This window comes from Butyricicoccus sp. AM05-1, assembly GCF_003474415.1.
GTDB lineage: Bacteria > Bacillota > Clostridia > Oscillospirales > Butyricicoccaceae > Agathobaculum > Agathobaculum butyriciproducens.
In genome coordinates, this window is sequence record NZ_QUDG01000001.1 from 343816 (window position 1) to 365906 (window position 22091).

Consider the following 22091-nt stretch of genomic DNA (forward strand, 5'->3'; position numbering starts at 1 on the left):
ATATGAACAAGTACGCACTTCGACGAGCGGCGGCCGCAGCCGCCTGTTTGACCACTGTACTTACCGTAAGCGCCGGAGCAGTAAGTTCCGTGGACATCAAGAAGGATCTTGATACGGCGCTACAGCAGCGCAATGCAGCACACCAGCTCGCAGAAAATGCCCGCGCACTCGGCGCAGAAGAGCATCATTACACCATCTGGTACGCAAAGCAGATGTGGAATGAGCATAACGAAACCGTCATCGACCTGATCGCGCAGTACAACGCAGCGATTGCTGAGGAAAAGAAAAAGGCCGAGGAAAACTCCAAGGGTCGGCTTTTGGGAACTTTCCGCTGTACTGGCTACTCGAGTGACCCTTCGGAGAATGCAGGCTACAGCGTAACCGCAACCGGTGTACCTCTGGCTGGCAACGAGTGGGCGATCTGCGCAGTAGACCCGTCTGTTATTCCTCTTGGAACGAAAATCTATATTGAAGGTGTCGGAACTATGACCGCATGTGATACAGGTGGGGCGATTCGTGGCAACTCTGTTGATATTTTGATGCCGGCTTCCCAGATGAATTCTTGGGGTGTCCAGTACAGAAAGGTGTATATCAAGAAATGATTCACAGAGAAAAGTATTTCCTCGGCGGCTTAATCGCCGTAATGATGGCACTCGGATTGACTGCATGCGATGTACAGCCTGCGGCAGCGGGCTTCGAAGACTCAACCAGTCTGCAGGCAAAATTCATAACAGTTTACGAAGCTGTGGATTACAGCATTGTGTATAACGCAGCAAATCGAGTTATGTATTCGGTGGTTAATCACAATAGAGGAGCGGCCGGGGTTTTTACCCTGTTGGTTGACGAAAACGGTTCCCCAATGATTTGGAAGGGCTGATCCCATGAGTAAAAGCGTATATCTGGCTGCCTCCATTCTGGTTTTATTCCTGTTGGCGGCAACCGCAGTAAGTGTTATTTGAGGTGAGTCATTATGAAATCTGAATTTGGCATCTTAGGCGATGGCGAAAAGCACACGGTTACAGTTCTCGTCGATGGTTTCCGGTTATTCAAGATCGAAAATCCAGAGATTGAAGTAACTGTTGATAAGACAGAAGCCGTAAAGCAAATCGCTCCGGGCGTTTTTGAGAAAAAAATACTCGCAGACTCCGTTATTGCCAAAGTAGAAATCAAGGGCAGAATTGACATGACCACAGAGATTACGTTTGGAGGCGATTAAAGTGGAGCTTGGAAATGTCGCGTTCGACAGAATGGATCATTGGGGTGGCAATACGGAACTCTGGTTCTTCGCACCATCGGAATTATTTCCAAATCCTCCGGAAAGGATGCGTCGTGTGGTTCTCCAAATCACTTATCCGCACAGGATTATTCCTCATGCGAGGTATCGCCGGTCGGAAATAGAACTTGTTGCATTGGATTATGCAGATTATTTTTTGGCTGCGGTTGATTTTTCAATTACGGAAAAGTTTTTTAACCAACTCATCGAGTTAGCGGTAAGGGAGGTAATTTGAAAGTGGACTTTCATGTAGGTGAGTATGTAGAACTTCTCACAGGAGAGTGTGGCTATATTAGCGATGTGAGTTCATTCCATGATATCACAGCTGAGTTGGGGATGGTGCTTACAATCAGCCTGATTTTTCCGGAGAGCATGAAGGGTGCCGAGATAAAGGTAAAGGTCAAACACAACGAATCGGTTTACGACCATTTTGCTCAAATCGGTTGCAGTAGGTTTCCAAAAGCAAAGGTTTCTTGCGAACCGATTAAGACGATTAACTTCGACGGCGTTTTTCTTGATACGGCCGAGCGTATGCTCGCGCAGAAGGTAGACGAGTTAGTCGACGCAGTCAACAAAATCAACAAACAGTTAGCGAAGGAGCGATAAAAATGGCAGAGAAGAAACCCACGTTCTACATGATGGTCGGCGTGCCGGGTTCCGGCAAAACCACCTACGCCCGCCAGATTCCGAATGCAACCGTGCTCTCCAGTGACGATATCCGTGCTGAGATCGGAGCAGACGGCGGCGACAAGAAGATGCACAAGCAGGTCTTCGATATCCTGCATGAGCGCACAAAGGAAGCACTTTCCGCTGGCAACGATGTTGTTTACGATGCAACGAATCTGCGTCATACGCGCCGCGCCGAAAGAGTTCCTGATGATGCAGTTCATGGGGCTCTGCGAGGAAGCCTCTCGTCGGCCGCAGCCAATCAAGCTGAGAATGATTCGCTATGAAGAAGAATGGAATCAGCTTGAGCAGCAGGTCAAACGGCTCGAGTTCAGCATTGAGTTCCGCAACAACAAATTCGGAGGCTGATTATGAGAAGACAAACGTTAAATCGACTGGGCGACATCGCCGCAGGGATGCTCTTCGGCGCAGTAATGCTTATTCCGATGTTCCTCTACATTTGGGGCTACGGTGTATGAGCGGCGAGATTTTCCAATCGTTTCCGAATTTCACCCAGAATATGTGGAATGGAAACGAACCGAACTGCAAGGGTCATGATATGGTCGGCGGCGGGCAATCGCAGAAGTGGACATTCCGATACGGCAATGCAGAAACCTTTGAAGACCGTATCCTGTGTGCCAGCTTCAGCCTAAGCCCAAAGGTAACGATTTCAATCGTCGGTGACACGCTGAATATCTTGGATTTTCGTTACAGCGGAAAATTCGACGAATGGAGTTACTGTAATAAGCCGACCGGCCGTATTCATGAAACATTTATGGCTGCTCACCAGCACGAACTGGAGCCTGAGCGGATAGAAAAATACCTGAACACAAACATCTCAGACTGTAAAATTTGGGATATGATTCAGGCAAGAGCAAAAGAATTGTACAACCAAAGTCAAGTTTGAGAGGAGAACGAGTTTACGAAACATCTGGGAGATATCACAAAGATAAACGGCCGCGAAGTTCCGGTCGTTGATTGCGTCATCGGTGGCAGTCCTTGCCAAGATGTTAGTATCGCAGGATCTAAAGCGGGATTTGGTTTCCGCCTGTTCCCATGCGGGCTTGGAGTGTCGGCACACGCTGACCGCATTCTCTGATGACATCACAGGCGTGCGTCATATCAAGAATTATGCAGTCTTCGACTGGATCTCCAACGCTAGCCGCAGATACTCCGGAAGCTCCTTCTTGTTTCGTTCTGCTCTCTTCAGAATTCCCTGACACGCCTTTGCGCTCAAAAAGTATCTCGGGAGCGGATTCTCCTCCAAAATCTGCGACAAGTGCGATTCTACGGCGACTCTGGGGGACTCCCCAAAACTGTGCATTGAGTACGCGCCAAGCGATACTCCATCCGTCTCCCATGACGCATCCGGCAGTTCTCCATTTGCCCTTCGGAGGTTCAGGAATAACGGCATTTGGTTCGACGATCCTCGCGATTTCTTCGAGGACTCGTCGGAAATCTTCTCCTTTGTGGCTGCTGAAAGCTCCGACGACGTTTTCCCATACCATGTATCGAGGACTTGCTGTCCCTGAAGCTGCTTCACTGTGTTCCCTCATTTCTCTTACAAGTCGTGTCTGTTCGAAGAAAAGAACTGATCGCTTCCCCTCAAATCCCGCTTTTGTTCCGGCCGGTTTGCGTAGGAAATGGACAGGCACACATTGCGACACATCTCACGCCGGATGTGTGCCAGACACTGAACTGCATGCACGACCCAATGGCGGTGATTGAAGTAAAGCCAGGCAGGGATAAATTCATTCGACGGCTGACGCCACTTGAATGCGAAAGATTGCAGGGATTTCCGGATAACTGGACTGACATCGGAGAATGGATAGACTCAAACGGGAAGGTACATAAGGAGAGCGCAAACACGGGGCGATACAAGGCAATGGGAAATTCGATTGCGTTGCCGCCCTGGCGATGGGTGCTTAGCAGACTGTATAAACAGTTTGACCGGCCGGCAACGATGGCAAGCCTGTTTGATGGAGTTGGAGGTTTCCCTCTGATCTGGAGAGAGCTCGGGGGCGAAACACTGTGGGCAAGCGAAATTGAAAGCTTTCCAATAGAGGTCACCAAGAAACGATTTTCAGAATGATTTAGGAGTGAGTGTATGAGCAAGTATATTGAGCGAGAAGCAGCAATTATGAAGGCTGAAAAATATGGACTTGGATATGGCAGCGTGCTTGGACGCCATTCCGGTATTGCCGATTGTATAGCATCAGAGATTGCGACTTTGCCTGCCGCCGACGTTGTGCCGGTGGTACATGGACGGAGGTACAGAATAATGCGAAATCCGTGCAAGGACTGTATCTACTACCACAAAGCGAGTCAAACTTGCCAGTCGAAGAAATGTGCTACGGGCAACGACGGAAAAGTATCTTGGAATGACAGGATGTTTTGTTCTCCGCGAAAAGATGAATGGAGGCGCAGACAATGACTGAAGTGATTGGGCAGAAAACCGTTAAAATACGGAAAGACCATATGTGTTTTGGCTGCGGACGAAATTTTCATAAAGGAACTTTAATGGAACGCAGTTGCGTAATTGATAGCGACGGTATATGGACCTGTTATCTATGCCCCACTTGCAAAAAAATTTCCGCTTCGCTGAAATACGGCGATGAATTTGGTTTCGGTGAACTACGGGAAGAAGCTTTAAAAAAGGACGGAGGTGCGGACAATGGCTGAGTATCATGTTGGCTGTGGCGCTTTTGGCATCTACGCAGGAACACTTGAGCCAAAGAACAAATCCTTGTGGCGTAATAAGTCAGACGTTACAGAAGAAGCGATTGAAGCTGTTCGTGACCATATGGTGATGGAACTACTTGGTGGTTTTGGTTGCTCTAAAGCGTCCTCAAGCGGATGGGCGTGGAAACTCAAAGATGGTCGAACGGTTGAATTGCGCGTGACGATCAAGGAGGAAAACAATGGCGATAAGTAAGAAAATCCGCGAAGAAGTATACCGCAAATACGACGGACACTGTGCTTATTGCGGAAGAGAGATGGCATACAAAGATATGCAAGTAGATCATTTTCTCCCACTGAGGGCATGGGGAATTGAAGATGCGGGAACAGATGATATTTCGAATCTCATGCCGTCCTGTCGAATGTGTAATCATTACAAGAGAGCCAATACGTTGGAAACATTCCGGCGCTATATCGCAGAAATTCCGAGAAAGCTGCGTGAAAATTACATCTATAAGGTTGGCGTAGTTTACGGGAATGTGATCGAGAACGAAAAAGCGATTGAGTTTTACTTTGAGAAGCAGAAAAGTACAACTCATTGGAAAAATGGTGCGAAAATGGCTGAATACATTAACCGTAAAGCTGCGTTTGATGCTATAACCGATCTTGCAGGGAAAGCCCCGACGCGCTCAGCTTATGAAGCTATATGGAAATCAGCGAGAGTGTTGAAGAAAATCCCTGCCTCCGACGTTGTGCCAACTTCACAGGAGAGAATCTACAAAGATCTTTTAGATGCTCTGTTTGAAGACGTCAGAAGTCTTGATACCACGCTAGCCGATGAGTGCTGTATGTGCAGCAAAGGGGAATGCGACGACTGCAATTTGCGCACATTTGAGGACGAACTATTAGCAATCCTCGGACGCGCGTCCGAGAGGAAGAAACGAGTTACAGACTGAAATGTTTATTTAACGGAGAAACGAAAGTAGTTTACGGCCGGACATTGCATATCTTCGTGATGAAACGCTTATAAAACCATTGTTTAAGAGGATAAGAAAATGACAAATTATCGGTATATTTGCAAAGATTGCAAGAACATAATCGTCTACGATCCAGCATGTCTAAAATGGCAGAAAGCACAAGGTTTTGTGGTTTGCCGAGAAACTCAATCCCTATTTTGCCCGTATTGCGGCTATAAAAATACAATGCAAGATATCGTATATGCCAATGAGGTGAACCAATGATCGGCACAATTATCGGAGATATTGTCGGCTCACGATTCGAGTACGATAACATTAAAACCAAAGACTTTGAGTTGTTCACGGATGACTGCCACTTCACCGACGATACAGTTCTGACAGTTGCTGTCGCAGGTGCATTGTTAGACGGTGGCAGACCAAGTTATTCACAATTACAGAAGAGAACAAGAGTGTGGCTGCGCGGTCTTGCAAAGAAGTACCCCGCCGCAGACTATGGCACACGGTTTGAAGATTGGGTTAATAGCAAATCCGATGAGCCGACCAACAGCTATGGGAATGGAGCTGCGAGTCGAATTTCTCCTGTCGGCTTTGTTACCGCAAGCCGTGAACAGACGATAACGCTCGCGGATACGATTACCGGCGTAACGCATAATCATGTTCACGCGCTCATTGGTGCCAGCGCGGTGGCTGTGTCAACGTATTATGCGCGAATCGGGTGGCCAAAAGAGCAGATCAAGAAACACATCAACGAATATTTTTACCAAATGGACTTCACTCTGGATGAAATTCGGCCAACGTATTCGTATTCTCTGGCGTGCTGGGATACCGTCCCGCAGGCGCTCGAAGCGTTTTTTGAATCGACCAGTTTTGAGGATGCTATCCGCAACGCGATTTCAATCGGTGGTGATAGCGATACGATTGCCGCAATTACCGGCGGTGTAGCCGAAGCATACTATGGCGTGCCGCAGGAATTAAGAGAAAAGGCCGAATCTTATCTGGATGAACGACTTCTTCGTGTTATCCATGCCTTTGAAAACCTATTTGAACGATGAGGTGTTTGTAGCGTGACGTTAGACGAAGCCATTGAATACTGGCGCAAGAGAACAAAAGATTCTAAAGAAAACCGTTCTTATCAGTCAGCCAGTCTAAGCGAGCAGCATGTAAATTGGCTCGAGGAATTAAAAGAACTTCGTGCTGAAACGCAGAGAAGCAAAGATGCTCGGCCACTTACCCCATATGAACTGATGAGTATGGACGGCCAAGAAGTCTGGGTGGTTCTAAAAGAAACTCCTGATTATCCAAAAGAGATTGTCCCATGCTTTGTCGATTCCATTAACATGAATATGATTGGAAACCGAGAAGAATATGTGGATTATATGTTGAGTTTTGCTCCTCAATCAGGCCGGTACTGGAATGAGTGGGTAGCTTACCGTAACAAGCCGGAGGTTCGAGAGAAGTGAAAATACTTAAACACGGGTTTGATAGGGAGTTTACAGTCATCTGTGAAAGATGTGGTTGTATTTACACAATCACCAAGGACGACGTTGAAATCGAAAAAAGCATGAAGCGCGGAAGAATGGTATATTCTGCAATCACTATCCATTGTCCGGAGTGTAACTGGGATCAGTGCCTTGATACCGACGTTGAAGAAGGAATGCGGCGGATGTTCGTGTGCGATAGGGGGTAAATAAGAATGTACTATAAGGCAGAATGCTTTGTAATGCTATTCAGTTTGTTGGCCCGCGCCGAAGTCGAAGGAGTGGAACTGTGAAAGTAATCACTCACGGAAAATTCGGCGCACGAAGACATAGATGTGTCGGGTGCGAATGTGTATTTGAGTACACGACGGACGATATCCATCACGCGGGCACAGACGACTACGAGGGCACAGACGACGGCCGGAGATTATTCGTTCTGTGCCCCGAGTGCGGCAGACCAGTAGCAGCTGTGTGGAGGAAGAGATAAACATGTGGGAAGATAACGACTACTGTTACGAATGCACCGGATACGGTGATGACTGGTACGAGGATGAGAACGGCGAACTTCAATCTCGCTGCGGTGACTGCCCGTTTAATCCGTCATACGATCCCGAGGAAGATTGGTAATGTACGACAGCTTCATCGACATTTGGGAGGGAAGCCCTATGTGGGGACAACACATCGAAGACTGGAAAACATCAGAAGAACAGAACGACGATTCATCCAACCGCTGGATTGTCGAGCTGGCGGATAACGGCTGGATGGATCACATCTGTCCTCGATGTCATTATAAGCGCAATCTGGACAACCATGTAATCAACACATATAGGTATTGCCCGTACTGCGGCAAGCGACTTTATGGAGGAGGAAACGACGATGGGCCTCGACGTTACGATTAAGGAAGTACAAGAGTTCCGCTGTCCAGACTGCGGCAAGCTCGTAACGACAAAGGATGTCAACGAGGTCAACGCCGGAGGGCCTGACTGGTACGATTTCTTAAAGTCAATCGACTATTACGCTGAGGGCGGCGATAGCGATTGGTACGGCAAAGATATGGTACTTACGGATGAACAGGCTCGTGAGCTTGCCAAGTATTCTGTCAAAAATGTTTACTGGCCGAACAACGATATCGAAAAGCTCGTGGCAGTCGCTCTGCTGAAAGGTCATAAGGTGGTTGTCAATGCAGACTGGTGATACACAAATCATTTATTGCCGAGACTGCAAGTTCTACGGAGTAGGAGAGGGAGGCATTAAGGATTGTCTTAATCCGTTTGGATTACTTATCGCCAAAGAATTTGATTTTTGCAGCTTAGCAGAGTTAAAAAGTAATAGCGAAGGAGAACAAAATAAAAGCTGGCTTAATGCTCGCGGTTAATCCACAAGTAAAAGGAAGAATGAAGGAGAAAGAGCAAAAATGAGTTTTCCATATCGAGAAAAAATGAACAATCTCAGAACTGGCGATATTTTTGAGAAAGACGGGGTTATTTATGCAGCGTTAAGTGGACCCTCATATTTCGTGGACCTATCTTGCTGCACAATGATCGTGACAATACCAAAAATTATGAAAGAAAAAATGATTTTTGATGGCGATTTCGACTTCATTTTAGTCGTTCCGGAAGAAGAAGTTGAAGTAGTAGGCGTAGATATAAACGTGATAGCAAAACATAACGAAGTAGTTTGTCAGCAATCTAAAAAGAGGTAATTCAAGATGGACTTTCCACAGACAAAGAAAATGCGTGATCTCAGGACTGGCGACGTTTTTGTGCGAGACGACTTTACATATGTAGCAATCGCCGACCCATACTACGGCACAGTCTGGGTGACAAAGCCGGAATTCGTAAACGAAAATGGAGTATACAGCTGCACATCGGCTGATTTGCTGCAATACAAGCCAGACGATGAGGCAGAAGTCATCGGCCAAGATGAGCGCCCTCTGAAGATGTTCCGGCGAAAATACACTTATTCTAACGAAAAGGAGTAACCTAAATGCGACTTTACTGGCTCTTACTTATTATTCCGTTCTTTGTTCTGTCTGTCATAGACGTAAAGAAGACATGTAAGAAGATCAAAGAAACCCGCAGGAACCCGGCAATTCGTGATGACGCACTGAATCTCGGACTCTCCGTGTATGCGCTGATTGTCTGCACGGTGCTGATGATCCTGATGATGCTCGGGGTGGTCGGATGATCTTCTGGGTCTCGCTCTTCGTTATAACTGTGACAATGGATTGGCTTATTGTTAATGCGTCAACAGAAGAAGAAGAACTAGTCGCAGCAGTTCTCGGAATCATAGCAATGATTATGATACTTGTGTACTTTGCGCGGTAAGGAGATTTTATGACAGCAGGAATTATTGCACTCTTATTCGGTGTGGCCGGGTTTATCCTAAACACGTCCTCTGGCCGAGTAAAAGGTGACCGAATTCTACGATGGCAGCTTAGAAGTGCCGCAGAATCGTGTTTCATCTTCTCGGTTTTGTTCTGGATGGCTTTCGCATTCCACTTGATTTGTACGATGAGAGGTGCGTAACGTGAAAAAATATGTGAATACGGCAATGATTACTTCTGGTTCCGCGGACGATTTTAATAAACGCTTAGCGAGTACGATTGAGGATTTTCAGAATCATGGCTGCGAAGTTGAGGTTCAGTATCAAACTGTGTTCAGAAAGTCTTCAGAACATTTTTTATACACCGCGTTGGTTCTCGCATATCGAATGGAGTGATTGTTATGTTTTTGAGATGGTATCGCAGAAAAATCGCAGAAGCAGTTGAAGCAAGAATGTCATATATGGCAACTTGCCTGAATGAGCGTGACATCATTTTGAACATTATCGCCCCAAAAGATTACAAACGAAAGGGTATACCACATTGTAGCACAGATTGCCACAACAAATCATGTTATTCCTATCGTGCCAATAAGAAAGGCTGATTTGATTATGCAATACGTTCCAAAAATTCAAAAAGGTGATATTACTGACATATATGTGGCTGGCATGAAATTATTCTCGGTCAGACTCGGAGAGATTGATTGCTCTTTCGAAACGGCCGAAATCAGGAATGAAGTCAGGCCGGGTGTAGTTGAAGTGACAATTCCTGCGGATTTTGTACCTAACTGCAAAATCACAATAGAAGGAACTGTCCAGTCAGACGTAGAACTCTCCTTTACAAAATCCGTTTCGCCCGAGAGGGCCACTACGGCTGACGATATGATCAGCGAATTACAACAATTCATTATCGAAAAGTAAATCTGAGCGTGAAAGGAACTGAATCAGGTGGCAAATAATAATTATTGGATAGGCAAAGAGGCACGAGCTAAAAGGGCTGCCGAATGGACAACTAAGAATACGAGAGAACACAGCGAGGAAATAAGACGAAGCGTTGCCAACGCTAAGATCTACGATGATGAGGATGGACGCAAGCGCGTTTTCATGCCAGGCGCACCCACCTCTGTGCCGGTTCTTCGCTTGCTCGCAGAAGATTCTGTTACGGCACTTTGTAATTGCAAAGCAAAGCATCCCTCGCAAAAGGTCGCCGTGCTCAATTTCGCGTCCTACAAGAACCCCGGCGGCATGTTCCTAAAGGGCAGTCGTGCACAGGAAGAGTGCCTGTGCCACGAGTCGTTCTTGTATAATGTGTTGCGTGAGTTTGAGGAAGAGTATTATAGTCAGAATCGAAAAACGCTGCGCCGAGCAATGTACACCAATCGCGCCATTTATGCCCCTGATGTACACTTTTACCACAACGGGGGAGATGTGACCTGCGACGTCATTACATGTGCAGCTCCCAATTTTTCTGCAGGTGCTAAGTACGCGAACGTAGATCCCGCAACTAACAGCAAAGCCTTATTTTCTCGTATTCGCTTTGTTTTGGACGTTGCCGCAGTGCAGAAAGTAGATACGCTGGTTCTTGGCGCGTTCGGCTGCGGTGTATTTGGACAGAACCCAACGGAGGTAGCTGAGATCATGCGAGACCTTGCAGGAAAATATCCTTTTGCTGAAGTCATATTCGCAATACCTGACCCAAACCATGAGAATTATGTTTCGTTTGCTAAGGTTTTCGATAATCACTGATTTTCGGATGAGTAATGACATCGAGTACATCGACATCTGGGCATCAGCACCGCCGAGTGAAGAATATGCGTCTGAACTTTGCAGAATGTTCCTCGTAATCGAAAGAAACCTTAAAATTCCGAAACTGGCAGGAGAAATTCCGCAAGAGACACTCGATAACGGTTTGGAGCTCTTGATGGATAAAATATATCAAGAATGGGTGTTCTGATGAAAACAAACAAGGAAATCCAAATTTACAGAAGCGCGAGTATTTTTCGAAGAATGTCAACTGTTCGATTTGCCGAGGAATACATGGGTATACAGTTGTTCCCTTATCAGAAGTTGTTGCTGTATCTGTTGGATGCAAAATATTACTTCGAAAAAGACTGGCCGATTCGACCGTTTGGACTCAACAGAAAGGTTTGGTGGAACTGATGTATATCAAGAAAAGCGAATACTCGGCAATGCAGGAAGAACTGAAAACCCTTCGTCTGCAGGCGGAGGTAAATAGTGCCTGGACGGAAATGAAGAAGATTGACCCGAAGCCGGGGGAATATGTAATAGTAAAGTTCAAATACGGCCGAGTTAAATGGGATTCTCTTCAGTTTTTCATGAATAACTGCAAGAAGAAATTCCCGAACAATAAGGTATACGCGATTATCGATGATATGGATATGCAGGTTTGGGACGCCGGCAGACTGAACGAGTTTATTCGTAAGCTCAGAGAGGATGCAATTTCGAATGGAGCGTTCGATGACTGATAGAGAGCTCGAAAAACGCCTGCGAGCTATCCGAAAAGAAGGCCGCAAACGCGCAAGACATCGTAGTAGCATCCCATTGCTGACCAGACTGCGGCTGAATCTTCTCTTCTGGCTGTATATGGCGTGCCCGTATGGGTGGACAAACACCAGAGAGAGAATCAATAATCGCTGGACTGCGATATATCAGTAGAAGTTATAAACGAAAATAGAAAGGGAAATAGCGAGTGACTTGTGTTGCGTTTTGCCCGCAATGCGGGAAAAGTGTTTCGTATGACAAAGTGATAAGACCACAATGGGTGACAATCAAAGGAATAACTTTTTCTTATAATGAAAGACTTGCGCTCTGTCCAGAATGCAGAGAAGAGGTTTATGTTGCCGCAGTCAGTGATTTGAATGTGAGAACCCGAGAGCAAGCATATTTTCGAGCTTTAGAATCTTCCCGGACAAAGAAATGAGGTTTTTATATGGACTTTTCTGAGCGATTCCCTGACATGAAAGTCGGAGAAGCAAAGCACACACTTCTCAAGCATCAGATCAGCTTGCCATGCTGTATCTGTGGGAAGAAAACTCCATTCTCCGATCTCCGTTTTGGGCGACGATTTTGCAGTTCAGACTGCTTCAACATATTTTACGACGAGGTATACGAATGAGAAAAGTTTTTGTTGCCGCTATGATTATTTGCTTATTCTTGGTGACATTAACTGGCTGTTCGGTTACGGTGCGAGAGTCATCTGAAAATCCAGATGCCATCTCGACTACTGGACTTAGATCAAGCCAAGGAAGCGGAACGTTTTGTGATATCTGCGGTAAAGAGTTGAGTAACCGAGAACGCGGCGAAAAATATCAGATTACGTTCTTCAGTGGGCGTATCGTGGAGGAGACATACAACTTAGTATGTCCAGATTGTGCAGACAACATTGAAGCATACATTGAACAATTAGGGAGTGAACAATAATGACCAGAGTATTTTGTGATATCTGTGGGAAAGAAATTTACCATGGATTGACGAAACCGCTATATGAGGTCAGTGTAAGTGCTGTGGGCGGATCTCTATCCAAGGAAGAAAGAGTGTATGTTCATGAGGAAGTTTGTTCTGAATGTGCAAAAGCCATCGAGTCTCATATAAAAGAAATGGCCGGATCAATATCAACTAAGTTTCGATAACACAAAAGGTTAATTTGGAGTGACTCACAATGGGTGAAGCAAAACGAAAGCCCCGTCCATCGGTTCCGCACTATGTCTGGTTCGACCGTGACGACTGCTGGTTTTGCAAGAACCCAAACAACTGCAACCAGTGCAAAGCAAATCGCAAATGGTTAAAAGAGAACGTGCCGAAGAAAGAGAAAGGGTATCACACTTGATTATAATGTTCAGAATTTTTCTATGCCTTATCGGTGTCGCTCTGTTCTTTGCAGGAATTCATCTCGTGGGAGATTCAGATGTTGAATGGCTGCTCGGGGAAAATGACAACAAAGCGCTTCTGAAACAGGCTATTGGACAGTTTTGTGTGATTGGCAGCATCTTAATTCTTGCAGTATTGGGGTGGACATGCGGATGACAAAAGGCACATACACGCGCGATTTCTACATTCTGCCGACCATCTTGTTCCATAACGGTGAATGTTACGTTAGCATTGAACTGGCATGGCTTAAATGGTATATCGGCATTGTTTTAATGGAGGACGACTAATGAATCGCACGACTGTTAACATCTCGGATTTGAGCCCCAAAGCACAGGAGCTTTACCACAAGATTATGAGAGGCGAATATCTCACAGAACAGAGCGAAGACATTCCTCTGCCGATGCGCCGCTATTTTTGTCAGGCGCTCCATCTGGTTCGTGGATGGTTTGAAAGTCATCAAGATCAGCTGAAGCGGTACTGTATGAACAACACAGCCGGAACAATCGCCATCCTAAAGGAGATGGAGAAAACCCCGGACGAGTTGATGAAGGGCGACTTCGCGGAGTTTCCAGTGCCGGAACCGTTTAACACAAAGTTCAATAAGATAGCAAAGAAAATGCGAGAAAAACTCGCAAAAAGAGAAAAGAGTGATTAAAAATCGGAATTCCACAGTTTATTGTCCTCGTATGGACAGTATTAGAACTCTACATTGGGTGGTATTATCATGGACAACCGCTGCCGGGCAAAATTGATTTTCGCGTACAGGGAATTTCGTGCGCGATTAAACTCATTGTACTGGCAGCCGGCGGATTCTTCGATTAAAAAAAGTTGACGTCAATCGTCAGCTTTTAAGGTTTGAGCGAGTTTCTTTTTCTCGCGGCATTTCTTTATTCGCATTGAGTTCACAGTAGCGGCCCAATCTTTGCGTGGGCCTTTGCTGTATGGGAGGTAGGAAGATACAGTGCTGGTTGAAATTTTCAAGTGCTCGGCGATGGTTTTAATCGACATACCCGTAGCATAGAGATGTTGAATTTGTTCAGCACGTGCTGAAGTAAATAAACCGGCAGTAATGAGAGCTCTCCGGACAGTTAGATGAGAAATGTTCAACTCCGCGGCAACCATTTTCATGCTTTCTAATGCTCTGTATCTTTCTAAAATGTCCGTATACTGACTCATTATCTCACCTCTTTATTGAATTATACCATAAATAAATTACAAAAACAAGGAGTGACAACCAATGGCAACATATGTAATGTCCGACATCCATGGCGAGATTGACCGCTATCACAAGATGCTGGAACTTATCAATTTCAGCTCGGACGACCAGCTTTACATCATCGGAGACGTTATCGACCGTGGTGCTGATGGTGTCTCGATTCTTCTGGAAATCATCGATAAAGGAAACGTGCATTTTATCATCGGAAATCACGAAGATATGATGCTCGGAACGCTCAGCAAGGACTCATATCCGGAGGCTCGTTCGCTGTGGAGACAGAACGGCGGAGCAAAGACGCGCCGCGAGCTGCTTTATCATCGTACGACTGCCGAGCGAATCAAAATTCTGAAATACTGTTACTCGCGGCCAGCAATGGAGTCAGTTGAAGTGAACGGTATGATGTGGACGCTTGTTCACGGCCGACCCTCAACCAAGTTCCTCGACATGATCTGGGGCAGGGTGGAAGCCGATGACGATTTCGGCAACGCACATTATATAGTAGGGCACACGCCGACTTGCTATCTGACCAAGCGATACAAAGAGCCGTACCACATCTTCCACGGCAAGGGATTCCTTTGCATCGACTGCGGATGCGGGAACCTGACGAATCCATACCGCCGACTGGCTTGTTTGAGGCTGGACGACATGGCTGAATATTACGTCTAAAAGACGCCGCACAACTGTGCGGCGTTCATTTTCCCCTCATTCAAAAATATTTTCAAAAAATCAAAAAAGTTTGGATTTTCGCGTCCCAAAATCGCGATTTTTGTATAGTAGTATATGTAGAGAAAAAACGAGAGCGACCACAGAAAGAGAGTGAGCACATGAGAGAATACCACAAAATCGAAACCGTTTTTGAGCGAAGCACCGAGGGTGATAAGCGTCTGCAGCTTGGCAAGTTCCGTAACCCGACGGTTAAGTTTCTGAAAGACCTACCGTGGCAGTTTACCGAGAAGTTGGACGGCACAAACACCCGCGTGTACTGGGATGGCCATAAGGTTTCCTACGGCGGCCGCACCGACCGTGCCCAGATGCCGGTACCCCTGATGAACTACCTCGTCTCCGTGTTCGGCACGCAGGAAGTTGAGGAGCTGTTCGAACAGACTTTCGGTGAGCGTGAGGTCATTTTGTTCGGCGAGGGCTATGGCCCCAAGATTCAGAACGGCGGCGCGTACCGAGATGATGTGTCCTTCATGCTGTTCGATGTACTGATCGGCGACAATTATCAGCCGCGCGAGATGGTCGAGAAAACCGCGAAGATGTTCGGCATTGACGTTGTTCCGATTGTCTGCGAGGGCACCATTCAGGACGGCATCGACTTCGTGACAAGTCATCCGAAGAGCACAATGGGAACCGCCATGATGGAGGGTGTTGTCGGGCGACCGGCGGTTGAGCTGCGAGACCGCTGCGGTAGCCGTGTGATCGTCAAGATCAAATGGAAAGACTTTAAGTATTTTGCCAAAAAGGAAGAATGAGTATGAGAAATCCGGCTAGAATTGACGAGTTCTGCGACCGTCTGAAGGTCGCGTGGAAGAAACTGCCTGATTGGCGCTTCGGTCAGTTCATGATGAACTGCTTGGGGTCTATGCACGTGCTAGGCTGCGACCCGTTCTTTTCGGAAGAGCCGGAGATGATCGAGTTCATCGAAAAATACGCCGAAAAATACGGAGTCGGCGATTAAACAACCCAATAGAATTGCGAAAAGAGGGATTTTTTTATGAGATTAGCGAAGGGAACACGCGCGAAAATTATTCATCCGTTCTTCAATTGTGATCGGATTGGAGACGTTTTCGAGGTTGCAGAATGTAATTCCGAGTCTATTACGTTGAATCGGTGCTATTCCGATTCAAGATCTTGCCTGCAGGCGTCATACACCCTGCCGACAGACGAGTTCGGCGTTTTCTTCGAGATCATCGGCATGGAAGAGCCGGAAAAAACGTCCGACGACAGGGTAATTACACTCAGTTTATCCGAAGACGAGCTTGATGCTCTCTGGGCGAAGTCCACTTCCTTCGAGCACTTCAAGAAGAAGCTGAAGCTCGCGGCTAAGAAAAAGGACAAGCCGCCGAAGGGAAAGCGACAGTGGACCCCGTGGACTACTCATCCGCTCACTGGTTTCACCTATTCGGTAAGCCATCCAACCGGGAAGTCGGCAAAGGTAAAGGTCGAGTCCTGCGGTTTTGTCGGTATTGCGTCTTGCAATCCGGAAGATGTTTGGGATCTTGATCTCGGAATTGAACTGGCTGCCGCACGCGCAGAAGAAAAGAGAGCCAGATTTTTGGCTACAAAGGCTGCAGACAATTATTTAGAGAAGATGGATGATCTTCACTTCATTATGAACCGTATTTACGGAAGGGTGGGGAAATAATGGCGGACAAAACACAGTTTTTAAGCCCGGAGCAGTTGGCAGATAATCGGAGAGCGTTTCTTCAGGTTCTGCGCGACAACGTAAAGCGTGATGGCCTCGAAGACCTGATTACCTATCTGGAAAACAGTGACTTCTTCACGGCTCCATCTTCAACCAGATTCCACGGCAACTACGAAGGCGGCCTCTGCGAGCATTCGTTGAATGTTTATCAGTGCTTGTGTGAACTTCGCAAGAAGTATGATGTGGCCGAATACAGCGACGAAACCATCGCTATCACCGCATTAGGGCATGATTTTACAAAAATCCGCGTCTACTCAAAGCAGCCTGCCTTCCGCAAAGATGCAGATGGTCGCTGGGAGCAGTACATGTCGTATAAGTTCGACGAGGTGTTTCCGGGCGGCCACGGCGAGAAGTCTTGCTTTATCATTCAGCAATTTATGGAACTGACACCTGACGAGTATCTGGCAATCCGTTGGCACATGAACGGTTTTGACAGCGCCGTCAAGGGCGGCGACCGGGCAATGAGCGCGGCAGCCGAGAAGTGCAAGCTCGTGCCGATGCTTCAGCTGGCCGACATGGAAGCCAGCCACATGAAGGAAATTACAGTGGAGCACTGATAAATATGGTAAAGAAAGAGATTTTAGACACCGCTCCTAATAATCAGCTCATTCGGAATACATTACAGAAAGCTGACCTATTACTGGACAGCTATAAAAATCCGGTGTGTTCTATTAGCGGAGGCTCTGATAGCGATGTAATGCTCGATCTGCTGGAACGAGTTCGGAATGGGCGGAAGATTACGTATGTGTTTTTTGATACGGGTATCGAGTATCAAGCTACGAAGAATCACCTGAACGATCTGGAAGCCCAGTACGGCATTGAGATTGTACGGCGGAGAGCGAAAAAAACTGTGCCGGTTGGGTGCAAGGAATATGGCGTGCCGTTTTTATCCAAAATGGACGCAATGTATATCGGACGTTTGCAAAAAAAGAATTTCGATTGGCAAGATGATACGTTCGATGGAATGGCTAAAAAATACTCAAACTGCGTTTCGGCGCTAAAATGGTGGGGCAACGGATACGGTGAGAAAGGGCGCTTTCAGATTTCGACACACGCCGGACTGAAAGAATTTATGTTGGATACCCCCCCCAACATTTGCAATTAGCAATAAATGTTGCAAGGGCGCAAAAAAGGATACGGCGTACGACTTTTTGAAAGAACAAAATGCTATGCTGAACATCGTTGGCGAACGCCGCGCAGAGGGTGGAATGCGAGCGACAAGCCATACGTCTTGTTTCGAGCCACTGCACAGTTCAGGCATTGCGCGGTATATGCCACTGTACTTTTGGTCTGACGAGGACAAGCAACAATATAAGGAGCATTACGGCATTGTGTATTCGGACTGTTACGAAGTTTACGGATTAAAGCGCACAGGCTGCGCCGGTTGTCTGTTTAGCAGTAAGTTCGAGGAAGAGTTGGAGATTATCCAAAAATATGAACCGCAGCTTTATAAAGCAGTGAATAATATTTTCGGAAAATCTTATGAATACACTCGAAAATACCGCGAATTCAAGGCTAATTTTAAGGGAACAAGAAAGAAAAACGACACATCTGAAGCCGAAACCTCGGGAGATAAATCCGAGCAAACTGACTTTTAACCAACACGCCCTGCAAGGGGTTATATAAATATCTTATTACGAGGAGTGAACAACATGGGAATCCCAAAGCACAAACCCAGCGCGAAGCAGAAGTCTCGCGCAAAGTATCAGAGCGAGAACCGTCTCGCAAAGAATAAGGAGCGCCGCCAGAAGAAGCACGAGAAGCGTCTCGAGTATTTCAAGAAGCGCCGCGAAAAGAAGCAGGAGGCAGCTAAGTGAGCGAAGCAACAAAGAGCATTTTCCAGACGCTGTATGATGCAGATGTCACCGGAAAGGTAAAGAAGAAGAACGGCTTGTCGTACATCAGCTGGGCAGCTGCGTGGGCAGAGGTCAAGAAGCGTTATCCTGACGCGACCTATCATGTCTACACCTGCCAGCCCGACCCGTATGAGGAAACCATTACGGAGTATGAGGACGGCGTTCCGGTTATGTCCCGCACTGTCAAGCGCACGCCGCAGCCGCGTCCGTGGTTTGACGACGGAAAGAGCGCATGGGTTGAAGTCAGCGTGACCATCAATGGTCAGGAGGCGAAGGAAACCTATGCCATCATGGACTTCAAGAACAACGCTGTGAAGGCAGATCAGGTCACCTCCACCGACGCCAACAAGGCAAAGATGCGTGCGCTGGCTAAGGCTTGTGCACAGCACGGCCTCGGATTATTTATCTACGAGGGCGAGGACATGCCGGAAGGCGTCAAAAAGGAACGTACCGGTCTGGCCGACGCTCGTAAGAAGGTCGTTTCCGCCGCGCAGGCAGCCGTTAAGAAGGGCGTTGACCGCGCCAAGATTTACGCGCTGATTGCTGAGAAGAACAACGGCAACGATTCGCCGACCGAAATCCCGACCATCGCACTCTGCACCGAAATCACCACCGCCATTAAGGCGATGAAGTAAAACACCAAGAAGGAGATATAAATTTGAACAAGATCGTAATTATTGGCCGCCTGACTCGCGACCCGGAGCTCAAGTCCACCAACGCAGGCACTTCCGTATGCAACTTCTCTGTTGCCGTAGACCGTACTTACCGTGACAAGGAAGGCAATCGCCCGACCGACTTTTTCGACATTTCCGTTTTCGGCGCAACCGCTGAGTTCGTGTCCAAGTATTTCAAGAAGGGCAGCTCTATCGCTGTTTCCGGTGCTATGGAGTCCCGCAAGTTTGTGGACAAGGACGGTAACAACCGCATTGCTTGGTCGCTCCATGCCGACGAAGTAAATTTCTGCGGCAGTAAGTCCGAGAACAACGGCGGCAACCAGAAGCCGAGTATTGACGAGGGCTACTCCGGCGACCCGGTTGAGTCCGACGACGTACTGTTTTAAGTGAGCGAATTCACCGAAAAGCTGAAGAATAGAGTCTGGAGCTGGTCTTCTGCGGCGCAAGCGCACGAATGCCCCTACGGCTTCTATCTTCAGCGGCTCGCTGAGCCGAGGATTAAACAGGACGAAAACGTATTCGCCCAGTATGGCAGCCAGATGCACGAATGGCTCGAACTGGTATTCAAAGGTATCATGCAGCCGGAGGAGCTTCTGGAACTGTATCTCACCGACTACGAATCAAAAATAACGCTCAAGTGGCCGTTTAACCGCTATGTAGACCTTGAGAAATCCTACTATGAGGACGGTCTCGCGTTCGCCCGTCATTTTAAGGGACTCTCGCCGAACTATGAAGTCATCGGTGTAGAGCTTGAGATGAAGGCGGAAATCGAGGGTTACAAGGTCATCGGTTATATCGACCTGCTGGTCAAGAACAAAAAGACCGGCGAGTACATTATCGTAGACCATAAGAGTAAGAAGAAGTTCGCCAGCAAAGCAGAGGAGAAGAAGTACCGTAAACAGCTTGAGTTCTACGGTTATCTTGTCCATGAGAAGATGGGCGTCTGGCCGGCTTATACAGACCTCGACCTGTTTCGAGGGCAGAAGCATTACATCGAGCCTTGCACAGCAGAGGACTGCATCGCGGCCAAGGATTACTTCATTGAGTCTGTAAAGACCGCCTGCGAGACCGAAGAGTGGCTGGACAAGCATTCCATCAAGGCGCGTGAGAACTTCAAATCTGCCAAGGACGCGAAAAAGGCTGGAAAGGCTGACTTCTTCTGCACTGAAATCTGCTCCGTGCGTTCTCATTGCCCGATGTCCTCCGCTTATGTGAAACCGAAGAAAGAGAAAAAAAGTAAGAAAGCAGGTTAAATTTGAACGTAAACGTAAACGACATCAAGAGCACAGAAAGCGAGGCCGGCGTTATTTCAACATTGTTCATTCATCCGGAATTCTGCTTCCATTCGGAAAACTTAAAGCCCCGCCATTTTACAGATCCGGAGAACGCCTGCCTCTATTATGCGATTACGGAACTTGCGAAGAACAACGTCGAAAAGGTTGATCCTTACAACCTTATGAACGTTCTAAATTCCAAGGAAAACATGAAAAAGTGGGCTGAAGAGTTCACTCCCGGCAAACTGAACGAGCTGATGGAGATGAGCCGTATGGTTGCCCGCAGCTCGGTTGCTGAGTATATGCTTGCGGTCAACAACGTGTTGGATAAAGCGTTCCGGCGCGACGCTTATAAGAAGCTCGCCGAGTGCCAGAACCTTTGCTTCAGCGAGAACGAAGACCATATCGAGGAAAAGATCTATAACATTCTGGACGGCGTGCTCATGGATTATTCTTCGACCAACGAACTACCGGCTTATAAGGACGTCGTTGACGAACTCTGGCAGGAAATCGTAGACCGCCAGAATAATGGAATGGCCGGCGTGCCGTTTAAGTTCCCGGCGCTGAACAACTACGTTCAGCTCGAAGCAGGCGAATTAGTGATCGTTGGTGCGAATGCTAAGCAGGGTAAAAGTATGTTTTTATTGAACGAAGCGGTTGACCTTTTGAAGCGAGACTACAGCGTTCTGTATCTGGACAGCGAGCTGAGCTCTCGAATGTTCACGCAACGCCTTATGTCGAATCTAACCGGCATCGAATACAGTCGCATTTGTTCCGGTCAATATACTGCCGAAGAGAATGACCGTCTTGAGCGGGCGAGAAGCTGGCTCAAAACCAGAAAGTTCACCCACAAGTATATGCCGATTTTTGACCCGAATGGAATTTACGCAGCCGCGAAGAAGTCTATTCATTCGCAGGGGACGCAGGTTCTGATAATCGATTACTTTAAGGGCGGCGGAAGCGGTGCTGGTGGAGGCGGCGTCGGTTCCGATGACGCATTCGCCACATATCAGCAGCTCGGACGTCTGGTCGATATGGTCAAGAATGTTCTTTGCGGTGACATGGGACTGATTGGTCTCGGAGCCGCGCAGACAACTTCAACTGGCAAACTGGCCGATAGCGCAAAGATTGCTCGAAACGCCTCTACGATTCTCACCATTGAGAACAAAACCCCGCAGGAGATCAGCCAAGACGGCATTGAATGCGGAAACAAGAAGCTCCGCGTAGTTCTAAACCGCAACGGCGAACAGATGTCCTCTGATGAGTATATCGACCTGCAGTTCAACGGCAACCTTGTTTCCTACAAACAGGCTGCCAAACAGCACGACCCAAACGCCCCATATTAAAGGTAAGGAGTAAC

At 47.3% G+C, this 22091-nt stretch carries 42 protein-coding genes and 2 pseudogenes; 42 read left to right on the forward strand and 2 right to left on the reverse strand.

Going from position 1 to position 22091, the window contains the following annotated elements; all coding sequences use genetic code 11:
• Positions 1-2 precede the first annotated feature (2 nt).
• The 8 genes from DW088_RS01935 to DW088_RS16680 all read left to right on the forward strand — a co-directional run bounded on the left by DW088_RS01935 (position 3) and on the right by DW088_RS16680 (position 3038).
• Positions 3-602 (forward strand): 3D domain-containing protein, encoded by a 600-nt coding sequence (locus tag DW088_RS01935; RefSeq protein ID WP_118359132.1) that lies wholly within the window; start codon positions 3-5, stop codon positions 600-602.
• Complete coding sequence (locus tag DW088_RS01940; protein ID WP_118359134.1) at positions 599-877, forward strand: hypothetical protein; 279 nt, start codon at positions 599-601, stop codon at positions 875-877. Before DW088_RS01935 ends, DW088_RS01940 begins: the two co-directional genes overlap by 4 nt.
• A 93-nt stretch (positions 878-970) precedes the next feature.
• A complete protein-coding gene (locus DW088_RS01945; protein ID WP_118359136.1) occupies positions 971-1216 on the forward strand; it encodes a hypothetical protein in 246 nt (81 codons plus the stop codon).
• 1 nt (position 1217) lies between these two features.
• On the forward strand, positions 1218-1508 hold the full coding sequence (locus DW088_RS01950) for a hypothetical protein (protein ID WP_118359138.1): 291 nt from the start codon (positions 1218-1220) through the stop codon (positions 1506-1508).
• Between the two features lie 2 nt (positions 1509-1510).
• Positions 1511-1879, forward strand: coding sequence for a hypothetical protein (locus DW088_RS01955; protein WP_118359140.1), 369 nt, complete (start codon positions 1511-1513; stop codon positions 1877-1879).
• 2 nt (positions 1880-1881) lie between these two features.
• Complete coding sequence (locus DW088_RS01960) at positions 1882-2226, forward strand: ATP-binding protein (protein ID WP_118359142.1); 345 nt, start codon at positions 1882-1884, stop codon at positions 2224-2226.
• 188 nt (positions 2227-2414) lie between these two features.
• A complete protein-coding gene (locus DW088_RS01965; RefSeq protein ID WP_118359144.1) occupies positions 2415-2846 on the forward strand; it encodes a hypothetical protein in 432 nt (143 codons plus the stop codon).
• 24 nt (positions 2847-2870) lie between these two features.
• The gene (locus DW088_RS16680) at positions 2871-3038 is read left to right on the forward strand and encodes a DNA cytosine methyltransferase (protein WP_118359646.1); all 168 of its coding nucleotides are present in this window, start codon (positions 2871-2873) and stop codon (positions 3036-3038) included.
• Here DW088_RS16680 and DW088_RS16685 read toward each other — a convergent pair.
• A complete protein-coding gene (locus tag DW088_RS16685) occupies positions 2965-3606 on the reverse strand; it encodes a DNA cytosine methyltransferase (protein WP_118359146.1) in 642 nt (213 codons plus the stop codon). The two genes, DW088_RS16680 and DW088_RS16685, sit on opposite strands and share 74 nt — an antisense overlap.
• A 47-nt stretch (positions 3607-3653) precedes the next feature.
• Here DW088_RS16685 and DW088_RS01980 point away from each other — a divergent pair.
• The 22 genes and pseudogenes from DW088_RS01980 to DW088_RS02090 form a co-directional block, all read left to right on the forward strand.
• A pseudogene (locus DW088_RS01980) lies at positions 3654-3845 on the forward strand (DNA cytosine methyltransferase); the annotation flags it as partial.
• A 57-nt stretch (positions 3846-3902) separates the two neighbouring features.
• Positions 3903-4028, forward strand: a pseudogene (locus DW088_RS16155) (DNA cytosine methyltransferase); the annotation flags it as partial.
• An 18-nt stretch (positions 4029-4046) separates the two neighbouring features.
• Positions 4047-4373 (forward strand): hypothetical protein, encoded by a 327-nt coding sequence (locus DW088_RS01985; protein WP_118359148.1) that lies wholly within the window; start codon positions 4047-4049, stop codon positions 4371-4373.
• Positions 4370-4621 carry a hypothetical protein gene (locus DW088_RS01990; protein WP_118359150.1) on the forward strand — a complete coding sequence of 84 codons (252 nt, stop codon included), beginning with the start codon at positions 4370-4372 and terminating at the stop codon, positions 4619-4621. Before DW088_RS01985 ends, DW088_RS01990 begins: the two co-directional genes overlap by 4 nt.
• Positions 4614-4874 carry a DUF7446 family protein gene (locus DW088_RS01995; RefSeq protein ID WP_118359152.1) on the forward strand — a complete coding sequence of 87 codons (261 nt, stop codon included), beginning with the start codon at positions 4614-4616 and terminating at the stop codon, positions 4872-4874. Before DW088_RS01990 ends, DW088_RS01995 begins: the two co-directional genes overlap by 8 nt.
• On the forward strand, positions 4861-5574 hold the full coding sequence (locus DW088_RS02000; protein WP_199720390.1) for an HNH endonuclease: 714 nt from the start codon (positions 4861-4863) through the stop codon (positions 5572-5574). Before DW088_RS01995 ends, DW088_RS02000 begins: the two co-directional genes overlap by 14 nt.
• Positions 5575-5855: 281 nt before the next feature.
• On the forward strand, positions 5856-6647 hold the full coding sequence (locus tag DW088_RS02005; protein WP_118359154.1) for an ADP-ribosylglycohydrolase family protein: 792 nt from the start codon (positions 5856-5858) through the stop codon (positions 6645-6647).
• Between the two features lie 12 nt (positions 6648-6659).
• A complete protein-coding gene (locus tag DW088_RS02010) occupies positions 6660-7055 on the forward strand; it encodes a hypothetical protein (RefSeq protein WP_118359156.1) in 396 nt (131 codons plus the stop codon).
• 507 nt (positions 7056-7562) lie between these two features.
• Positions 7563-7700, forward strand: coding sequence for a hypothetical protein (locus DW088_RS15795; RefSeq protein WP_158574585.1), 138 nt, complete (start codon positions 7563-7565; stop codon positions 7698-7700).
• On the forward strand, positions 7700-7972 hold the full coding sequence (locus tag DW088_RS02020) for a hypothetical protein (protein ID WP_118359160.1): 273 nt from the start codon (positions 7700-7702) through the stop codon (positions 7970-7972). The genes DW088_RS15795 and DW088_RS02020 overlap by 1 nt, the downstream gene beginning before the upstream one ends.
• Positions 7950-8267, forward strand: coding sequence for a hypothetical protein (locus DW088_RS02025; protein ID WP_118359162.1), 318 nt, complete (start codon positions 7950-7952; stop codon positions 8265-8267). Before DW088_RS02020 ends, DW088_RS02025 begins: the two co-directional genes overlap by 23 nt.
• Entirely contained in the window at positions 8254-8448 is a 195-nt protein-coding gene (locus DW088_RS02030) for a hypothetical protein (RefSeq protein ID WP_118359164.1), read from the forward strand. The genes DW088_RS02025 and DW088_RS02030 overlap by 14 nt, the downstream gene beginning before the upstream one ends.
• A gap of 39 nt (positions 8449-8487) precedes the next feature.
• A complete protein-coding gene (locus DW088_RS02035; protein WP_118359166.1) occupies positions 8488-8775 on the forward strand; it encodes a hypothetical protein in 288 nt (95 codons plus the stop codon).
• A gap of 6 nt (positions 8776-8781) precedes the next feature.
• Complete coding sequence (locus DW088_RS02040) at positions 8782-9054, forward strand: hypothetical protein (RefSeq protein WP_118359168.1); 273 nt, start codon at positions 8782-8784, stop codon at positions 9052-9054.
• 5 nt (positions 9055-9059) lie between these two features.
• Positions 9060-9260, forward strand: a complete 201-nt coding sequence (locus tag DW088_RS02045; protein WP_118359170.1) for a hypothetical protein — start codon at positions 9060-9062, stop codon at positions 9258-9260.
• Between the two features lie 741 nt (positions 9261-10001).
• Positions 10002-10316, forward strand: a complete 315-nt coding sequence (locus tag DW088_RS02060) for a hypothetical protein (protein WP_147356535.1) — start codon at positions 10002-10004, stop codon at positions 10314-10316.
• A 27-nt stretch (positions 10317-10343) separates the two neighbouring features.
• Positions 10344-11141 (forward strand): TIGR02452 family protein, encoded by a 798-nt coding sequence (locus DW088_RS02065; RefSeq protein ID WP_158574586.1) that lies wholly within the window; start codon positions 10344-10346, stop codon positions 11139-11141.
• 413 nt (positions 11142-11554) lie between these two features.
• Positions 11555-11881 carry a hypothetical protein gene (locus DW088_RS02080; RefSeq protein ID WP_118359184.1) on the forward strand — a complete coding sequence of 109 codons (327 nt, stop codon included), beginning with the start codon at positions 11555-11557 and terminating at the stop codon, positions 11879-11881.
• Positions 11882-12527: 646 nt separating this feature from the next.
• Complete coding sequence (locus DW088_RS15665; protein ID WP_147356536.1) at positions 12528-12836, forward strand: hypothetical protein; 309 nt, start codon at positions 12528-12530, stop codon at positions 12834-12836.
• Between the two features lie 357 nt (positions 12837-13193).
• Positions 13194-13439, forward strand: coding sequence for a hypothetical protein (locus DW088_RS16120; protein WP_207663030.1), 246 nt, complete (start codon positions 13194-13196; stop codon positions 13437-13439).
• Entirely contained in the window at positions 13436-13570 is a 135-nt protein-coding gene (locus DW088_RS16525) for a hypothetical protein (RefSeq protein WP_270554554.1), read from the forward strand. Before DW088_RS16120 ends, DW088_RS16525 begins: the two co-directional genes overlap by 4 nt.
• Positions 13570-13938, forward strand: a complete 369-nt coding sequence (locus DW088_RS02090) for a hypothetical protein (protein ID WP_118359188.1) — start codon at positions 13570-13572, stop codon at positions 13936-13938. Before DW088_RS16525 ends, DW088_RS02090 begins: the two co-directional genes overlap by 1 nt.
• Before the next feature lie 179 nt (positions 13939-14117).
• On the opposite strand, the gene DW088_RS02095 is transcribed toward DW088_RS02090, so the two are convergent.
• Positions 14118-14459 carry a helix-turn-helix domain-containing protein gene (locus DW088_RS02095; RefSeq protein ID WP_118359190.1) on the reverse strand — a complete coding sequence of 114 codons (342 nt, stop codon included), beginning with the start codon at positions 14457-14459 and terminating at the stop codon, positions 14118-14120.
• 61 nt (positions 14460-14520) lie between these two features.
• On the opposite strand from DW088_RS02095, the gene DW088_RS02100 reads away from it, so the two are divergent.
• From DW088_RS02100 to DW088_RS02145, 12 genes are all read left to right on the forward strand, one after another.
• Entirely contained in the window at positions 14521-15165 is a 645-nt protein-coding gene (locus DW088_RS02100; RefSeq protein WP_118359192.1) for a metallophosphoesterase, read from the forward strand.
• Positions 15166-15323: 158 nt separating this feature from the next.
• Entirely contained in the window at positions 15324-15974 is a 651-nt protein-coding gene (locus DW088_RS02105; protein WP_118359194.1) for an RNA ligase family protein, read from the forward strand.
• 2 nt (positions 15975-15976) lie between these two features.
• A complete protein-coding gene (locus DW088_RS02110) occupies positions 15977-16180 on the forward strand; it encodes a hypothetical protein (RefSeq protein ID WP_118359196.1) in 204 nt (67 codons plus the stop codon).
• A gap of 36 nt (positions 16181-16216) precedes the next feature.
• Positions 16217-16867, forward strand: a complete 651-nt coding sequence (locus DW088_RS02115) for a hypothetical protein (protein ID WP_118359198.1) — start codon at positions 16217-16219, stop codon at positions 16865-16867.
• Positions 16867-17484 carry a hydrolase gene (locus tag DW088_RS02120; protein ID WP_118359200.1) on the forward strand — a complete coding sequence of 206 codons (618 nt, stop codon included), beginning with the start codon at positions 16867-16869 and terminating at the stop codon, positions 17482-17484. Before DW088_RS02115 ends, DW088_RS02120 begins: the two co-directional genes overlap by 1 nt.
• Before the next feature lie 5 nt (positions 17485-17489).
• Positions 17490-18032 carry a phosphoadenosine phosphosulfate reductase domain-containing protein gene (locus tag DW088_RS16160; RefSeq protein WP_243029727.1) on the forward strand — a complete coding sequence of 181 codons (543 nt, stop codon included), beginning with the start codon at positions 17490-17492 and terminating at the stop codon, positions 18030-18032.
• Positions 18028-18525: a phosphoadenosine phosphosulfate reductase domain-containing protein gene (locus DW088_RS16165; protein ID WP_442861168.1), complete on the forward strand. Its 498-nt coding sequence runs from the start codon at positions 18028-18030 to the stop codon at positions 18523-18525. The genes DW088_RS16160 and DW088_RS16165 overlap by 5 nt, the downstream gene beginning before the upstream one ends.
• Positions 18526-18579: 54 nt before the next feature.
• Complete coding sequence (locus DW088_RS15800) at positions 18580-18744, forward strand: hypothetical protein (RefSeq protein WP_158574587.1); 165 nt, start codon at positions 18580-18582, stop codon at positions 18742-18744.
• Positions 18741-19418 (forward strand): Sak single strand annealing protein, encoded by a 678-nt coding sequence (locus DW088_RS02130; RefSeq protein WP_118359202.1) that lies wholly within the window; start codon positions 18741-18743, stop codon positions 19416-19418. Before DW088_RS15800 ends, DW088_RS02130 begins: the two co-directional genes overlap by 4 nt.
• A 23-nt stretch (positions 19419-19441) precedes the next feature.
• A complete protein-coding gene (locus tag DW088_RS02135; RefSeq protein WP_158574588.1) occupies positions 19442-19843 on the forward strand; it encodes a single-stranded DNA-binding protein in 402 nt (133 codons plus the stop codon).
• Entirely contained in the window at positions 19844-20710 is an 867-nt protein-coding gene (locus DW088_RS02140; protein WP_118359206.1) for a PD-(D/E)XK nuclease family protein, read from the forward strand.
• Positions 20711-20712: 2 nt separating this feature from the next.
• Entirely contained in the window at positions 20713-22077 is a 1365-nt protein-coding gene (locus DW088_RS02145; protein ID WP_118359208.1) for a DnaB-like helicase C-terminal domain-containing protein, read from the forward strand.
• Positions 22078-22091: the final 14 nt, after the last annotated feature.

Coding starts and splice junctions, on each gene's coding strand:
- DW088_RS01935 (WP_118359132.1), top strand. CDS start 3: ATGAACAAGTACGCACTTCGACGAGCGGCGGCCGCAGCCGCCTGTTTG.
- DW088_RS01940 (WP_118359134.1), top strand. CDS start 599: ATGATTCACAGAGAAAAGTATTTCCTCGGCGGCTTAATCGCCGTAATG.
- DW088_RS01945 (WP_118359136.1), top strand. CDS start 971: ATGAAATCTGAATTTGGCATCTTAGGCGATGGCGAAAAGCACACGGTT.
- DW088_RS01960 (WP_118359142.1), top strand. CDS start 1,882: ATGGCAGAGAAGAAACCCACGTTCTACATGATGGTCGGCGTGCCGGGT.
- DW088_RS01965 (WP_118359144.1), top strand. CDS start 2,415: ATGAGCGGCGAGATTTTCCAATCGTTTCCGAATTTCACCCAGAATATG.
- DW088_RS01985 (WP_118359148.1), top strand. CDS start 4,047: ATGAGCAAGTATATTGAGCGAGAAGCAGCAATTATGAAGGCTGAAAAA.
- DW088_RS01990 (WP_118359150.1), top strand. CDS start 4,370: ATGACTGAAGTGATTGGGCAGAAAACCGTTAAAATACGGAAAGACCAT.
- DW088_RS01995 (WP_118359152.1), top strand. CDS start 4,614: ATGGCTGAGTATCATGTTGGCTGTGGCGCTTTTGGCATCTACGCAGGA.
- DW088_RS02000 (WP_199720390.1), top strand. CDS start 4,861: ATGGCGATAAGTAAGAAAATCCGCGAAGAAGTATACCGCAAATACGAC.
- DW088_RS02005 (WP_118359154.1), top strand. CDS start 5,856: ATGATCGGCACAATTATCGGAGATATTGTCGGCTCACGATTCGAGTAC.
- DW088_RS15795 (WP_158574585.1), top strand. CDS start 7,563: ATGTGGGAAGATAACGACTACTGTTACGAATGCACCGGATACGGTGAT.
- DW088_RS02020 (WP_118359160.1), top strand. CDS start 7,700: ATGTACGACAGCTTCATCGACATTTGGGAGGGAAGCCCTATGTGGGGA.
- DW088_RS02025 (WP_118359162.1), top strand. CDS start 7,950: ATGGGCCTCGACGTTACGATTAAGGAAGTACAAGAGTTCCGCTGTCCA.
- DW088_RS02030 (WP_118359164.1), top strand. CDS start 8,254: ATGCAGACTGGTGATACACAAATCATTTATTGCCGAGACTGCAAGTTC.
- DW088_RS02035 (WP_118359166.1), top strand. CDS start 8,488: ATGAGTTTTCCATATCGAGAAAAAATGAACAATCTCAGAACTGGCGAT.
- DW088_RS02040 (WP_118359168.1), top strand. CDS start 8,782: ATGGACTTTCCACAGACAAAGAAAATGCGTGATCTCAGGACTGGCGAC.
- DW088_RS02045 (WP_118359170.1), top strand. CDS start 9,060: ATGCGACTTTACTGGCTCTTACTTATTATTCCGTTCTTTGTTCTGTCT.
- DW088_RS02080 (WP_118359184.1), top strand. CDS start 11,555: ATGTATATCAAGAAAAGCGAATACTCGGCAATGCAGGAAGAACTGAAA.
- DW088_RS15665 (WP_147356536.1), top strand. CDS start 12,528: ATGAGAAAAGTTTTTGTTGCCGCTATGATTATTTGCTTATTCTTGGTG.
- DW088_RS16120 (WP_207663030.1), top strand. CDS start 13,194: ATGGTTAAAAGAGAACGTGCCGAAGAAAGAGAAAGGGTATCACACTTG.
- DW088_RS16525 (WP_270554554.1), top strand. CDS start 13,436: ATGACAAAAGGCACATACACGCGCGATTTCTACATTCTGCCGACCATC.
- DW088_RS02090 (WP_118359188.1), top strand. CDS start 13,570: ATGAATCGCACGACTGTTAACATCTCGGATTTGAGCCCCAAAGCACAG.
- DW088_RS02095 (WP_118359190.1), bottom strand. CDS start 14,459: ATGAGTCAGTATACGGACATTTTAGAAAGATACAGAGCATTAGAAAGC.
- DW088_RS02100 (WP_118359192.1), top strand. CDS start 14,521: ATGGCAACATATGTAATGTCCGACATCCATGGCGAGATTGACCGCTAT.
- DW088_RS02105 (WP_118359194.1), top strand. CDS start 15,324: ATGAGAGAATACCACAAAATCGAAACCGTTTTTGAGCGAAGCACCGAG.
- DW088_RS02110 (WP_118359196.1), top strand. CDS start 15,977: ATGAGAAATCCGGCTAGAATTGACGAGTTCTGCGACCGTCTGAAGGTC.
- DW088_RS02115 (WP_118359198.1), top strand. CDS start 16,217: ATGAGATTAGCGAAGGGAACACGCGCGAAAATTATTCATCCGTTCTTC.
- DW088_RS02120 (WP_118359200.1), top strand. CDS start 16,867: ATGGCGGACAAAACACAGTTTTTAAGCCCGGAGCAGTTGGCAGATAAT.
- DW088_RS16160 (WP_243029727.1), top strand. CDS start 17,490: ATGGTAAAGAAAGAGATTTTAGACACCGCTCCTAATAATCAGCTCATT.
- DW088_RS15800 (WP_158574587.1), top strand. CDS start 18,580: ATGGGAATCCCAAAGCACAAACCCAGCGCGAAGCAGAAGTCTCGCGCA.